Annotated in this window: 13 protein-coding genes; 8 read left to right on the top strand and 5 right to left on the bottom strand. The window is 66.6% G+C overall.

The features are described from left to right. Positions 1–60 precede the first annotated feature (60 nt). The 4 genes from ACIQ51_RS01670 to ACIQ51_RS01655 all read right to left on the bottom strand — a co-directional run bounded on the left by ACIQ51_RS01670 (position 61) and on the right by ACIQ51_RS01655 (position 3,795). Positions 61–699, bottom strand: a complete 639-nt coding sequence (locus ACIQ51_RS01670; protein WP_396203262.1) for a DUF305 domain-containing protein — start codon at positions 697–699, stop codon at positions 61–63. Between the two features lie 122 nt (positions 700–821). Beyond that, on the bottom strand, positions 822–2,405 hold the full coding sequence (locus tag ACIQ51_RS01665) for a YybH family protein (RefSeq protein ID WP_396203261.1): 1,584 nt from the start codon (positions 2,403–2,405) through the stop codon (positions 822–824). Between the two features lie 13 nt (positions 2,406–2,418). Then, positions 2,419–3,246, bottom strand: coding sequence for a hypothetical protein (locus tag ACIQ51_RS01660; RefSeq protein ID WP_396203260.1), 828 nt, complete (start codon positions 3,244–3,246; stop codon positions 2,419–2,421). Between the two features lie 123 nt (positions 3,247–3,369). After that, on the bottom strand, positions 3,370–3,795 hold the full coding sequence (locus tag ACIQ51_RS01655; RefSeq protein WP_396203259.1) for a hypothetical protein: 426 nt from the start codon (positions 3,793–3,795) through the stop codon (positions 3,370–3,372). Between the two features lie 131 nt (positions 3,796–3,926). Here ACIQ51_RS01655 and ACIQ51_RS01650 point away from each other — a divergent pair, with 131 nt between their 5' ends. Genes ACIQ51_RS01650 through ACIQ51_RS01635 form a run of 4 tightly spaced genes read left to right on the top strand, consistent with a single transcriptional unit; the run spans position 3,927 to position 7,865 of the window. Then, on the top strand, positions 3,927–4,136 hold the full coding sequence (locus ACIQ51_RS01650) for a heavy-metal-associated domain-containing protein (protein WP_396203258.1): 210 nt from the start codon (positions 3,927–3,929) through the stop codon (positions 4,134–4,136). A gap of 57 nt (positions 4,137–4,193) precedes the next feature. Beyond that, entirely contained in the window at positions 4,194–6,554 is a 2,361-nt protein-coding gene (locus tag ACIQ51_RS01645) for a heavy metal translocating P-type ATPase (RefSeq protein WP_396203257.1), read from the top strand. 7 nt (positions 6,555–6,561) lie between these two features. After that, positions 6,562–6,930: a metal-sensitive transcriptional regulator gene (locus ACIQ51_RS01640; RefSeq protein ID WP_396203256.1), complete on the top strand. Its 369-nt coding sequence runs from the start codon at positions 6,562–6,564 to the stop codon at positions 6,928–6,930. After that, entirely contained in the window at positions 6,927–7,865 is a 939-nt protein-coding gene (locus tag ACIQ51_RS01635) for a hypothetical protein (RefSeq protein ID WP_396203255.1), read from the top strand. The genes ACIQ51_RS01640 and ACIQ51_RS01635 overlap by 4 nt, the downstream gene beginning before the upstream one ends. A gap of 29 nt (positions 7,866–7,894) precedes the next feature. Here the strand turns inward: ACIQ51_RS01635 and ACIQ51_RS01630 are convergent, their stop codons facing one another. Beyond that, positions 7,895–8,509 carry an AAA family ATPase gene (locus ACIQ51_RS01630; protein WP_396203254.1) on the bottom strand — a complete coding sequence of 205 codons (615 nt, stop codon included), beginning with the start codon at positions 8,507–8,509 and terminating at the stop codon, positions 7,895–7,897. 278 nt (positions 8,510–8,787) lie between these two features. Here ACIQ51_RS01630 and ACIQ51_RS01625 point away from each other — a divergent pair, with 278 nt between their 5' ends. The 4 genes from ACIQ51_RS01625 to ACIQ51_RS01610 all read left to right on the top strand — a co-directional run bounded on the left by ACIQ51_RS01625 (position 8,788) and on the right by ACIQ51_RS01610 (position 14,004). Beyond that, positions 8,788–10,233: an NAD-dependent succinate-semialdehyde dehydrogenase gene (locus tag ACIQ51_RS01625; protein ID WP_396203253.1), complete on the top strand. Its 1,446-nt coding sequence runs from the start codon at positions 8,788–8,790 to the stop codon at positions 10,231–10,233. After that, positions 10,230–11,474 (top strand): cytochrome P450, encoded by a 1,245-nt coding sequence (locus ACIQ51_RS01620; RefSeq protein ID WP_396203252.1) that lies wholly within the window; start codon positions 10,230–10,232, stop codon positions 11,472–11,474. The genes ACIQ51_RS01625 and ACIQ51_RS01620 overlap by 4 nt, the downstream gene beginning before the upstream one ends. A gap of 55 nt (positions 11,475–11,529) precedes the next feature. Next, positions 11,530–12,615, top strand: coding sequence for an aromatic ring-hydroxylating dioxygenase subunit alpha (locus ACIQ51_RS01615; protein ID WP_396203251.1), 1,086 nt, complete (start codon positions 11,530–11,532; stop codon positions 12,613–12,615). Between the two features lie 255 nt (positions 12,616–12,870). Next, positions 12,871–14,004: a hypothetical protein gene (locus tag ACIQ51_RS01610; RefSeq protein ID WP_396203250.1), complete on the top strand. Its 1,134-nt coding sequence runs from the start codon at positions 12,871–12,873 to the stop codon at positions 14,002–14,004. Positions 14,005–14,017 lie beyond the last annotated feature (13 nt).

Below are 14,017 nucleotides of genomic sequence, written 5' to 3'. Positions count from 1 at the left end.
AATGGAACCGAAGTCATCATGATCTGGTGGGGGAGAGAGACGAAGTGGTGCAGCCGTCGATTACAGCAGCACTCTGAGCAGCCGCTGCATACGGCGGATCTCGGAACGCTGGTCGGTGTCCACGTCAGAGACGAACTGGAAGACCATGGGCTCACGGGCGGCGTTGGGCGTGCGCAGTAATTCCGCGACCATGGTCAGCGCGCCTTCGTGGTGCTGGATCATGTACTGCAGGAACAAGCGATCGAAGGCAGGGCCAGTGGCCTTGGTAAGCGAATCCATCTGCGCGGGCGTCAGCATCCCCGGCATTTGGTGTGTGGCGCCGCCGGCGTCGTGCGCCACATGCCGGGCATGCAGGTCGTGGCCTCCCGTGGTGGGTACGGGCTGCTTTCGTTCGCTGAGCCACGTTTGCATGATCGCGATCTCGTCGCGCTGCGACACCATGATCCGTTCAGCGAGCAGCGCGAGTTCAGGGCGCGTAGACCGATCGGCTACCAGCGCCGACATCTCGAGGGCCTGCGCATGATGGCCGATCATGCCCTGCATGAAGGTCACGTCGGCAGCGGTGTAGCGGGCGTCAGCGGGAATAGTGGCGGCTGGTGGTGACTGCGCGTCAACGCGGCGGGGCGTCGTGGCCATGCCGAGGCATGCCCCGAGCATCGCCGCCGTCATCACGCGTTCCTTGGATGTGAATCCTGCCATGCGTGTCTCCAGAATGAGACCACAAGATACCCGTTCCCCGGGCGTGGGTTCAGGGGGCAGCCGGTCCGGCCAACGCCCACGATGACGGCAGAGGCCGGAAGACCGCGGGGGCTGTGGACGGACTACCGCTTCCGTGAGCTCCAGTGGATCGCCGCGATCTTCCAGGAGCCATTGACCTTGCGGGCCACGATCAACTCGGCGCCCAGGGCGTCCACCGGCTTGTCCTTGTAGGTGCCGACGGTTGCCGAGGTCGCTGTGCTGTATGCCACGTCTCCGCTCACCGTTACCGTGCGCGGCGCCCGCTTGGCCTTCACGGCCCGCGCGAAGGCAATGTCCGCGGGGAGGTGATGCGCACGGTAGTCGGCGAGCGTCTCCATCGATCCGCTTTCGAGGATCATCACATCGGCGGCGAGCAGCGCGAGAGCCTTCGTGCTGTCCCCCCGTTCGAGGGCGGCGTGGAAGTCACCCACGAGCGTGGCCACCTGGGCAGCGTCGCTCGGTGCCGGGTCGCTCGGTGCGGCAGGCATCGCATGGCCGGCGTGCTCGTCTGCCGTCTTGGCCGAGCGGTCAGGCGCCATGTGGTGGCCGGCGTGTGCATCCGTCACGGCGTTGCCGTAACCGAACCCGATCATCGCCCCGGACTGCGCATCGTGGCGCATGACCGCCCCGTAGCTGACCGACGGCGTGGGCAAGGTGGGCAAAAAGCCCACCGCCGGGCCACCCATGTTCTCGATCCCCATGTGCTCCGACATCACGCGCCACGCGGGCACGCTCATCACCTCGGTGGTGTCGTCGCGGTACCGGCGTGCCGCCAGCATGATCTCGGCGCGCTTGCGATTCCGCGGCACGCTCGCGTTGGTGAGAATGTCCGACACCACATCGTGCATCGAGTGCAGGTTGTCGAAGATGATTGCCGCTTCGGGATAGCGCTCGGCGAACTTCGGCGCCACCGCGACCGTCATGGGCATCTGGTGGGGCAGTGAGCGCGGCACGTCGTCGAGCATCTGGAAGAAGCGCACGACCGTGGCGCGTACCATGGCCTGGCGTTCGGTTGGGGTGTTGCCCACCATGAGCGGCTCATACAGCCCCATCTGCAACCAGTGGTAGCCCCAGATCAGCCCAGTGAACTTCGGATACTTCTTGCGGAAGGCGAGCGAAAACGGCTGCTCCTGCATCAGCGCCATCGTCTTGGGCTTGCTGCTGAAGGCCAGGTCGGGGCGTGAGCGGTAGTACCGAATGAGGCGTGCCACTTCAGTATCGCGCTGCGCCCACGAGAGGCGTTCATCGGCCAGTACGTCGTACAGCTGGCGGTGCAGCAGGTGCGCCCAGTCGAACATCACCTTCGCTTCGGGGGCGAGCCGCGCATACATCGGCTCGATAGCTCCCTCCTCGAGCGGGATGCGGGGCGGCTTGATCAGCACGTGCTTCGTGAGCTGATCGTAGCGGCGCACCTCAAGCTCTGCTGCCGGGGCATCGGGAAAGCGCCACAGCGTTTCATAGAGGATCGCGTGTCCGAAATCGAACGCGTTGAACATGCGATCCGCGTGCTGGTAGTGCGTGCGGAAGGTCCAGTTGTGCGAGGCCTGCAGGTAGAACTGCTCGTAGGTGGTGCTCCACTGCGCCCGCGCCGTCTCGGGTGCGGAGAGCGCAAACAGGAACGCTGAAGCGGCGAGTACTACGCGCCGCGAAATGATCGAGGTAATCATGGTCGTCATCTCCTCAGCGGCGGGGCGCCCACGGAAAACCGATCGCCACGGCGGCGCCGGTGGTCACGAACCAGCCCTGCTCGTCGCCGCGCAGGCGGTAGCCACTGCCCGCATCGAACGCGACGCGCGGGCTGAACTGCATGCGCGTACCGCCGGCCACGTCGAGGCGACGCTGCAGGCCCGCCACCAGCGGTTCACTCGTCACGATCTCGGCGGTGAACAGCATCGAGCGCAGCGGCAACGTCTTGTCGATGGCGAGCCCCGCCACCCAGCGCGACAGTTCGGTATTGGCCGGCGGCGCCTCGCCGTTCACACCACCGGTCGATGCGTTGTCCTTGAACGTGTACTGCGCGTTCACATGAAAGCGCGCCCACGGCAGCGTCTTGGTGGCGATCGCCTTGAGTGAGGGGATGGCGCCATCGGGGCCTAGCGGGCCGGCCGGGAGTACCACATCCCCCACGATGGCGAGTGCGGGGATTCGCGTCTCGGCGTTGAGGTTGTACAGCGCCGACATCTCCACGCCGGCGAGCGCCGTGGTGCGCGTGCCACGCGCTCCCTCGGCGTGGATCATGGGGAAGCCGATCTCGAACTGGGTGCGCGGGAGCAGCCCCACGGCGATCTCGGGTTCGATCCCCCACTGATAGGTGCCGCCACGCGCGCGCTCCAGTCGGAGCGGAGCGACCTGCAATTCGATGGCACGCCGTTCGATGGCGTACGCGTCTTCCGTGCGGATGGGGCGTCCGGCGTCGGTATTGAAATAGTCCGTCTGCGCGGGCAGCACGGACGCGGTCGCATGGCCAAGCACAAGGAGCGCGGCCACGCGAAGCATAGGCGTGAACATGGAATGGGAGCCTGTGTGAAGCAGAGATGCCGCCACGATGCCGCGGGCCGGAGGTCCGGCGTTCCACGGGTGGGGCAAAAGGGGTGCGTTGGATTCAGGTGCGCGCGTGCGCGCAGAACCCGATCAGGCTCGCGGAGGGGGCGGCTCGGGCGCGTGGTGCAGCGAGGCCGGGGCCTCGGCCACGTGCGGCACAATCTCGGCCGCCACACGCACCACCGGTGATTCGATCGTGGGGAGTGTCGCGGCCATGGCGGTCACCGTGCACGCCATCGCCATGGGGCACGCGCCGTCCGACGTGGGGGCGTGATGCGGTGCTGGCGGGGACTCGGGCGCCGGCGTGGTCACCGCCGTCCCGTGCCCGTTGTGCTGGTGCGACGTGGCGTGGTGCCCCACCGGTCCCCCCGCTGCCATCTGCGTGGTCGCCGGCAAGGCGTTGGCGGTAGCGCCCCGTTCGCACACAGCACTCGCTGCCAGCAGGAGGACCTGCAGCAGGTGCACCCCCAAGACAAGAGAGGTGGCGCGGCGGACACGGGACGACCAGCGGGGCATGGGCGGAAACTAAGCGCCGCGTCCACGGCATGTCACGCCGTCATGGCCGTGAGCCGGTTGCCATACGGGTCGGAGATTGGCATACTTCCTATAGATCATATACCCCCACCCCCTATCATGGAGGCGCCGACATGAGTCAGGCTACCTTCGAAATCTCCGGGATGTCCTGCGGCCACTGCGTGAAGGCCGTCGACAAGGCCCTCTCGCAGGCCGAGGGCGTCATCGACCGGCAGGTCGCCATCGGTAGCGCGACCGTGGACTTCGATGCGGCCCGCATCGACATCGCAACGATCGCGCAGGTCATCGACGACGCGGGCTACCCGGTCACCGCCACGCGCTGAGGCCAAACGGCCGGCCGATTGGCCTTACTTCCCCCGCCATCACTCTCGCCGACGCGCATGGAAACGCTCCGAATTCCGGTCACCGGCATGACGTGCGCTGCCTGCTCGTCGCGTGTGCAACGCGTATTGCAGACACAGACGGGGGTGGCCGACGCCTCCGTCAACCTCATGATGAAGACCGCCACGGTCACCTTCGACCCGGCGGCGGTGTCCATTCCGCAGCTGCTGCGTGTGATCCAGGACGCCGGCTACGGTGCAGCGCTCGCGGATGCCGGTCAGACGGCCTTCGAGGAACAGGCGGCGCGTGATCGCGCGCAGGCCGCCGACTACACCGAGCTGCGTACCAAGGCCTTCGTGAGTGGAGCCATCGGTGCCGTGGCCATGGTGGTGAGCATGCCGCTCATGAGCACCATGAGCGGTGCGGGTGTCACGGCGCACGGGCACGGCGGCGGCGTGGCGGCCGACCCGTTCATGCGCTGGAGCATGACGGCGCTCGATCCGCTGGTGCATCCGCTCGTGCCCTGGCTCTATGCCATGCCGCCACGCGTGCTCACCATGGGACTGCTCCTCGCGACCCTCGTGGTGATGGTCTGGGCGGGCCGCCACTTCTACACGCGGGCCTGGGCCGCCCTACGCCACGGCGCAGCCGATATGAACACGCTGGTATCGGTCGGGACCCTCGCCGCCTTCGCGTACTCTCTCGTCGCCACGTTCGCACCTGCGTTCTTCACCGCGCGCGGCGTGATGCCCGACGTGTACTACGAAGCGGTGATTTTCATCATCGCGCTCATTCTTACCGGCAACATGTTCGAGGCACGCGCAAAAATGCGAACCTCGGCCGCCATGCGCGCGCTCGCGGATCTCCAGCCACGCACCGCACGCGTCATCCGCTTCGGCGAGGAGGTCGACGCGCCCATGGACACCGTGGAGCCCGACGAAATCATCATCGTGCGCCCCGGAGAGCGTGTGCCTACTGACGGGGTGCTGGTGCACGGTGAGACTGCGGTCGACGAAAGCATGCTCACGGGTGAATCACTGCCCGTGAGCAAGCAGGTGGGCGATCACGTGATCGGTGGGACCATCAACCGCACGGGCGCTTTTCGCTATCGTGCCACCACGCTCGGCGCAAACAGCGTCCTTGCGCAGATCGTGCAGCTCATGCGCGACGCGCAGGGCACTCGTGCCCCCATTCAGCGTCTGGCCGATCGGATCAGCGCCGTGTTCGTGCCGGTCGTCATGCTCATCGCCATCCTGACCTTCGGTGTGTGGTACGTGGCCGCGACCGAGGCGCCGCTCGTACGTGCCTTCGCCGCCGCGGTTGCCGTACTGATCATCGCTTGCCCCTGTGCCATGGGTCTTGCGGTACCCACCGCCGTAATGGTTGCAAGCGGCAAAGGCGCCGAACTGGGTGTGCTGATCAAGGGCGGTGAGGCGCTGCAGCGGGCCGGTGATCTCACGACCGTGGTGCTCGACAAGACGGGCACGGTGACCGAGGGGAAACCCGACGTGACCGACCTCGTGATGGCACCGACGTCCCCGGTGGACGAACACGATCTTCTGCAGTGGACCGCATCACTCGAACGCTCGAGTGAGCACCCGCTCGCCGACGCGATCGTGCGCGCTGCCACGGCGCGTGGTCTTGTGCTGACCACCCCCGAGCGCTTCCACTCCGTCACCGGTCGCGGGGCGCAGGGCGTGGTGGCGTCGAAGACGCTGGCGGTGGGCAACGCCGCCTTCCTGCAGGACGGCGGCATCTCGGTGGCACCGCTGGTGCCGCAGGCGGCGGAGCTCTCGGCACAAGGTAAGACGCCCGTGTACGTGGCCGTCGATGGGATGCTCGCCGGTCTGGTGGCCGTGTCCGATCCCATCCGAGCCAGCTCGCGGCAGGCGATCGAGCGCCTGCACGGTTTGGGGCTGACCGTGGTGATGCTCACCGGCGACAACGAGCGCACGGCCAACGCCGTTGGCGCGGCGGCGGGGGTGGATCGTGTAGTGGCCGGTGTGCTGCCCGAGGGGAAGGTGGCCGAGGTCCGGCGGCTGCAGGCCGCTGGCGCGGTGGTGGCCATGGTCGGCGATGGGGTCAACGACGCGCCCGCACTCGCGCAGGCCGACGTGGGCATGGCGATCGGCAGCGGGACGGATGTGGCGGTAGAAGCCGGCGATGTGGTGCTCATGCGCGGCGACCTCCTGGGTGTCGTGCGCGCGATCGAGCTGTCACGGCGCACCATGCGCACCATGAAACAGAATCTCTTCTGGGCGTTCCTCTACAATGTGATCGGCATCCCGATTGCTGCCGGCGCGCTGTACCCGGCGTTCGGTCTTCAGCTCAGCCCCATTCTCGCAAGCGCCGCCATGGCATTCAGCTCCGTGAGCGTGGTGGCCAACTCCCTGCGACTGCGTCGCGCCACTTTCGCCTGACCGCATCATGACGAACGCGCACGAGCGCCAAACCGGAACCCTGGTGGGTTGCGGCTGCGGTACCCAGGAGGCACCCAATGGCGGGGAACGCAAAGCGGTCGCGGTGGACGCCGACGCCAAAGCGCGCAATCAGCGGCGGCTGCGCCGGATCGAGGGGCAGGTCCGCGGGTTGCAGAAAATGGTGGAGGACGATCGCTACTGTGCCGACATCCTCACGCAAATCGCCAGCGTCCACGAGGCACTGCGTGGTGTGGGGCGGGAGCTGATGCGCAATCACCTCAGGCACTGCGCTGCAGCGGCCATACAGAAAAGTCCCGCGGACGCAGAAGCGATGTACGACGAACTCGTGGACATGATGCACAGGAACTCCCGATGAGCGGCGCCGCGTTGCGCCCCTATCCCCTGACGGCGCTCACCGTGGTCCTCGGACCGCCGGTGCACATAGACCGCCGCCGGCTCTTCGATGACTTCCAGCGTGCGGCCGTCGCAGGGGAGCCCGTGGCTGACCATGCATGGCCAGCCGCCGAGCACGACGCCGTAGCAGCACTGATCGAGCGCGACGGCACACTCAAGGCAAAAACGCTGATCGAAACGTGGCTCGGCGGCGTGCTCCGGGTGAATGTGATTGTGGCCGACGTGGACTTGCAGTGGGTCTCGTACGACGATCAACGCCTGTATGCCTCGCTCACGGTGGTCTCCGAGGACGTGCGCCCACGGGCGGCCGCCGTGGCGCTGCACGAGCCAACCCTCGTGGACGCGCTGAATGCCGTGGCCGAGTCACTGGCAACGATCGATGGCCGCGAGTGGATTCGATGGAGCAGCCGGACGTGGCATGATGAGGCCGCGGATGGGCAGGCGGAGCGAGCAGCAGCCCTCGTGCAGCAGATCGCGGCCACCGTCCTCACGGAGGCGCCAACGGGAGAGGAGATCGTGCTCGCCGATGATCTCGTCCGCGCGATTATCCATGCCCGGGAAGCCGCAGGCGCCCCGAACAGCCGGGTGGCCAGGGAGCTTCGCAGCCTCCGGTTGCTCGATCCACTACGCACCGAGTGGAATCAGCTCAGTATGGATGCCTTCTATTTGGCATCGCTCGATCCAACCGCAGTAACCGCTCGCGTGGATGCCAACGACGCGCGAGGTCTCGCCTACTTGTACCTCGGGCAGACGCGGATCGATCGCCTCAAGGCTGATCCTGCCATCTCGCCCCGTTTTCGTGCCGAGCTGGCGGCCCGCACCTGGATGACGGCGTATGCGCTGGAGCGTCTCGCGCCGACGGTCTCGCGCGCGTTGCACGCCCTCATGGTGCCGTGACCCCGCCGGGCGTGGCGCCCGCCCGGCGCCTACTCGCGCGTTGAGAACAGGTCGATCTGCGGTGGTTGTGTGGGGAGCCCAAGCGCCGTGAGCGCGGCTGCTGTCCAGCCGTCGCGGTCAGCCGGATCGAGATACGTGACCGGCACGTCGAACTCCTGCACGAGGTCGTCGATAATGCGGTCGATGTCCTGCTGGAAGGTGAGACTCACGGCCCGCTTGCCGTCGAACAACGGGGCCCCGGTCACGGGCACCTTGAACAACGCGTGATAGCCGCGCACCCAGTGACCTACAAGGGGCTCCAGCTCGGCCTGACGGCCAGCCCGCGCCACCAGATACGCATAATTGTCCAATACCGACCGATCGCACACGACGGCCTCGTAGGCACCACAGGCCTCGATCTCCTCGGCAATCTGCGTGTGAAGAATCCACGCTTGCGCATCCAGCGTGGTGTCCTCGTTGATGGGGAGTGGGCAGCGCCGCGCCACTTCCTTCACGATATCCACGCCCAGGTCGAGGCGCTTGAGTTGGGCGGCCAGGTCGAAGCACAGCGTGGTCTTGCCCACGCCATGCGTTCCCACGAATGCCACCTTGAGTCGGTGGCGACCAAGTGCATCTAGTGGCAACAGGACGGAGGAGGCAGACATGGAGCAATGGTAACCCCTCCGCGCGGTACCCTGTATCCCCTGGAGAAGCACGGCTGACCGATATGGTCCGATGCCGTCAGATTCCCGCCGGTCGTATCCGGCGGCATACTTCACGGGACGTGCGGCAGTACGTCCCGCGCTGGTCCCGACAGCGGGCGAGCCGCGCGCCGTACGCCACCCCCGTCATCCTCGTTCACCGTGACCGCTGCCGTGCACCGGGCCATCGCGCGCACAAGACCACACTCCGCTCCCATGCCATGCGCCAAAGAGGCGGCCCGATGACGGACCTGCTCGTTCGCGACCTCGCCTATGTGAACGGACAGTGGAGTGCTGCGGCGTCCGGTGCCACGTTCGAGGTGCGGAGTCCGTCGTCCGGCGAGTTGGTCGGGATCGTGCCCGACCTGTCTGTGGACGACACCCGCGTGGCGATTGCGGCAGCCGCTGCGGCGTGGCCGGCGTGGCGTAACCGCACGGCCAAAGAGCGTGCTGTGGTCCTGCAGGCGTGGCACGCGCTGATCCTGCAGCATCGCGAGGCACTCGCCACACTGATGTCGCGTGAGAGCGGCAAGGTCATTACCGAAAGCCGCGGCGAGGTGCTGTACGGGGCGAGCTTCGTGGAGTGGTTCGCCGAGGAGGGCAAGCGGGCCTATGGCGAAGTAGTGCCGCCTCCCGCACGTGATCGCCGGATCGTGGTGATCCGCCAAGGGATCGGTGTGGTCGCGGCCATCACGCCGTGGAACTTCCCACTGGCGATGATCACGCGAAAAGTGGCGCCCGCGCTTGCGGCCGGGTGTCCGGTGGTGATCAAGCCACCCGCCGAAACGCCGCTCACCGCGCTCGCCCTGGCGGTGCTTGCGGAGCAGGCTGGCCTGCCCGCCGGCGTGCTGAACGTGGTCCCGACCACGCAGAGCCATGACATTGGTTACGAGCTATCCACCAACCCACTGGTGCGAAAGCTGTCGTTTACCGGCTCCACGGCCGTGGGCAAGCAGCTCATGGCACAGTGTGCCTCAACGCTCAAGAAGCTCTCTCTCGAGCTCGGGGGGAATGCGCCCTTCATCGTCTTCGACGATGCCGACATCGATGCCGCCGTGCACGGTGCCGTGCAGGCCAAGTACCGGCACAATGGGCAGACCTGTGTGTGCGTGAATCGCTTGCTCGTCCAGGACAGCGTGTATGACGAATTCGTCAGTCGCTTCAGCACGGCGGTGGCTGCCCTTCGCAGCGGCGATCCGCTCGATCCGACCGTGCAGGTGGGTCCTCTGGTCAATGCCAAGGGGTTGGAGAAAGTCCAACGCTTCGTGCGCGATGCCGTGGCCAACGGGGCTCGCGTCACACAGGGCGGCGAGTGCCGCGGTGGCCTCTTCTTCGCGCCCACGGTGCTCGCCGATGCTACGCCGGCCATGCGCCTCGCCCGCGAGGAAGTGTTCGGCCCCGTAGCCCCCGTCTTCCGCTTTCGTGATGAGGCAGAGGCGATCCGACTGGCCAACGATACCGACTACGGCCTGGCGGCGTACTTCTACAGCCGCGACATCGGTCGCTGCTGGCGCGTGGCTGAGGCACTCGAATGCGGCATGGTCGGCATCAACGAGGGGCTCATTTCCACCGAAGTGGCGCCGTTTGGTGGCGTCAAGGCATCGGGGATGGGGCGCGAGGGCTCGCGGCACGGCCTCGACGCCTATCTCGAGCTGAAATACCTGTGTTTTGGCGGTATCGACCCGTGAGCACCGCGGGGCTGACACTCGACGAACGCACACGTCGTCTTTCGCTCGATCCGAGGGATCCGGCGTTCTATGCCAATCCCTTCGCCGCCTACGCACGCATTCATGCGGCGGGGCCCGTGTGGTTCTGGGAACAGCTCGGACTGTGGTGCTTCTTCGGTTACGACGAGGTGAATCGGCTGCTGCGTGATCGTCGGTTCGGCCGTGAAGTGCTGCATGTGGCGACGCGCGAGGAGCTTGGGGTCCCGGCGCCGACCGCCCATACGGCAGACTTCGATCGCATCGATGCCCACTCGTTGCTCGAACGTGAGCCACCCGTGCACACTCGGCTCCGCGCGCTGATCAACCGTGCCTTCGTGCCACGCCGGGTCGAGGCATTACGTCCTGCGATCGAGCAGCTGGCGCACGCGCTGATCGACCAGTTCCCTGCGGCGCCATTCGATCTCATTGGGCACTACGCCACCCCCATTCCGGTCCGCATGATCGCGCGCCTGCTCGGCGTGCCGGAGCAGATGGCGCCCCAGCTCCTCGACTGGTCGCACGCGATGGTGCAGATGTATGGCGTCGGGCGCGACTATGCGGTGGAGGTGCGGGCGAATCGTGCGGCGGCCGACTTCGCCGCTTTTATTGGCGAGACCGTGGCGGCGCGCCGGCTGGCGCCGGGTGACGATCTGCTCTCTGTCCTGATCGAGGCGGAGCAGACCGGCGAACGACTCAGCGAAGATGAGCTGGTCAGCACTGCGATCCTGCTGCTCAACGCCGGTCACGAGGCGACCGTTCATGCCCTTGGCAACGCCGTGCATCTCGTGCTGACCCACGGCATCAACATGCGCGCCATGCTCGCCAGCGACACCGCCATGGCCGCGCTCGTGGAGGAGGCGCTGCGTGCGGCGCCGCCGCTGCATCTGTTCAAGCGCTACGCACTCTGCGACTTGAACGAGCACGGGATTGCGCTACGCAAGGGCGAACAGATCGCACTGATCCTGGGCGCGACGGGTCACGATCCTCGCACCACGCGGTGTCCGGCATCGTTCGACCCAACGCGCGCATCGGTGGCCCATACGAGCTTCGGTGCCGGCATTCACTTTTGCCTCGGTGCTCCGCTGGCCAGGCTCGAGCTGCAGTGCGCCCTGCGGGTCCTCTTCACCAGATGCCCATCACTCCGGCTGACGGACGCGGCCGCGCCTCGCGACAGCTGGCACTTCCACGGGCGGTCCTCACTCACGGTGTACGCCGGTCCATGAACCGGCTTGTCGCGCCGTCCCTTGCCGCGAACCGGCATGGGCAGAAGCTTTGAAGATGGCCATCGTCTTTCCGTTCGACCCCAACATCGCGCGCGCCGAAACCATTCCCGCGCGCCTCTACAACGACCCGGTATATCTCGAACTGGAGGTGGAGCGGGTCTTTTCGCGCACCTGGCAGCTCGCCGGTCGCCTAGAGCAGGTGGCCGATCACGGCCAGTATTTCACCGCCGAGATTGGTCCGAACAGCATCGTGGTGCTGCGCGACGGTGCGCAGCTGCGCGCGTTCTATAACGTGTGCCTGCATCGCGCCGGCCCGGTGGCGACGGGGTGCGGTAAGCGGGCCACGCTGCAGTGCCGGTATCACGGGTGGACCTACCATCTCGACGGGTCACTGCGCGCCACGCCGGGTATGGACGGTGTCGCGCAGTTCCGCCCCGACGAGATGCACCTCGTTCCCATCGCCGTCTCCACGTGGGGACCGCTGGTGTTCGTGAACCTGGATGGCAAGGCGCCGCCGCTGGCGCAGGTGATGGAAGACATCCCGCAACGCGTGGCGGCGTTCGGGTGTGAACGCATGCGATACGTCACCAGCCGGAGCTGGGACATCGCCTGCAACTGGAAGGTGTACGTGGACAACTACCTCGAAGGGTATCACGTGCCGGTCGTGCATCCGGGGCTGCACAAGGAGCTCGACATGGATGCCTATCGGGTGGAGCCACGGCGCTTCTTCTCCGTACAGCATGCGCCACTCCGCCCGGTTCACGGCGGCACCGACAATCGGCGGTACGATCCGGCGAAGACCGATACCCCCGAGGCGGTCTATGTGTGGATGTTCCCCAACGTCATGCTGAACGTGTACCTCGACCAGATGCAAACGAACGTGGTGATTCCTCTCGGCCACGACCGATGCCGTGTGGTCTTCGACTGGTATGCCGTGGATCCGCCGTCCGATGCGGCGCATGACCCCGAATGGGTGAAGCTCATGGCGTTCAGTGCGGAGGTGCAAGACGAGGACATCGCCATCTGTGAAGCGGTGCAGCGCAACCTGCGCTCCCGCATCTACGACCGGGGGCGCTACTCGGCACGGCACGAAAACGGTGTGCACCATTTTCATTCCCTGCTGCATGAGTTCCTGACCTGAGGGGCCAGTCGACGTTGGTGGTGAGCCGTCGGGCCGCCGGTAATCGAGGTGCGGCGATGGCGGTTGCGGTCCCTCGATGCAGGCGACCGCGACCGCGACCGCGACCGCGACTTCAACCGGGGCTGTCAGCCGCGTACTGACACGCGTGTCGGACCGTGCACGCGCGTTACGGGAATTCCATCCGACAGCGTGAATGCGGTCACGGTTCGAGGTTGGCATGGAATCCGTTGCGCGAATGTCCTTCCGGGAATTGCCATGCCCTCATTGCCAGACCTGCTGGCGCTCAAGCACCGCGTTGGCGCCACCAAGACGCTGAGCGTCTACGTTTCCGATGAACTGGATGAATCGACGGGGCAGCTGGTGGGTGTCCGAACGCTGGCGCACGCGCTCGAGGAGCTGCGGGAGTCGGTGGCCCCCGCTTCGCATGCGGAGCGGGAGGCGGTCAATGACGCGCTGGAGCATCTGCAGCGGCTGATCGAGACGGAGTCCTCGCGCATCCGTTTCAGCGGCCTGATGGCGTTCATTACGGCCGACGGGGTGCAGCATGCCGAACTGGTGCATGGCCCAATGCCTACCGTCGCGGTCTGGGGGAGCGGGATCAGCATCGCGCCTGCGCTCCCCATCATCGACCGTCTCCCGGTCGTGGCGGTCGCGGTTGTCGACTCCTCGGCGGTTCACCTCTACACACGGGAGGCCGGACGCCTTGTAGACGTGGAGGTCCTGCGCGTCGATGCCCACCACGACGTCCCACGGCACATGGGTACACCGGCGCGTTTGGGGTTCCATCCGGGGACCCGTGGCACAACAGCCACCGATGCCGCGCAGCGCCTGCGGGAGGTGGGCAGGCGACAGCTCGCTCGGCGGACCGTGACCCGGCTCCTGCAGCTGACGCCCAGCAATGGCCTCATCCTTATTGGTGGTATTGCCCGCGCGGCGACCGACATCCTGTTGAGTCTGCCCTCTTCGCGGCGTTCGCAGGCGATGCTGCTGCGCGGTCTCGACATCCATGCATCGCCAGCCGTCATCGCGCGGCATGTCGACCAGGCACTCGAGGAGTGGCAGGAGGGCACGGACCACGAGGAGGTCCAGCGTCTGGCGGATCATTATCTCGGACGAGGACGCGCGAGCCTTGGTGAGCAGCAGACGCTCATGGCGCTCCAGCGCGGGGCGGTGGAGCAGCTCTATGTGAGCGAAGCGTTCCTGCTGCAACACCTCGATGCCACCGAATCAGTCCTGCAGCTGGCCGTGGCCCACCGGGCGCGCATTGCCTGCGTGAAGGGGAGTGCGGCAGAAACGCTGACCCGTACTGGTGGCGGCGTGGCCGCGCGGCTGCGCTTCTCACACCCCGCATCGACGATCGACCGCGAACAGGCGACCATCCGGGTGTGAGTAGCGGGCACGC

The organism is Gemmatimonas sp. (assembly GCF_044344655.1).
Lineage (GTDB): Bacteria > Gemmatimonadota > Gemmatimonadetes > Gemmatimonadales > Gemmatimonadaceae > Gemmatimonas.
Note: the sequence above shows the minus strand (reverse complement) of the source record. Positions and strands in the feature narration are given on the sequence as shown.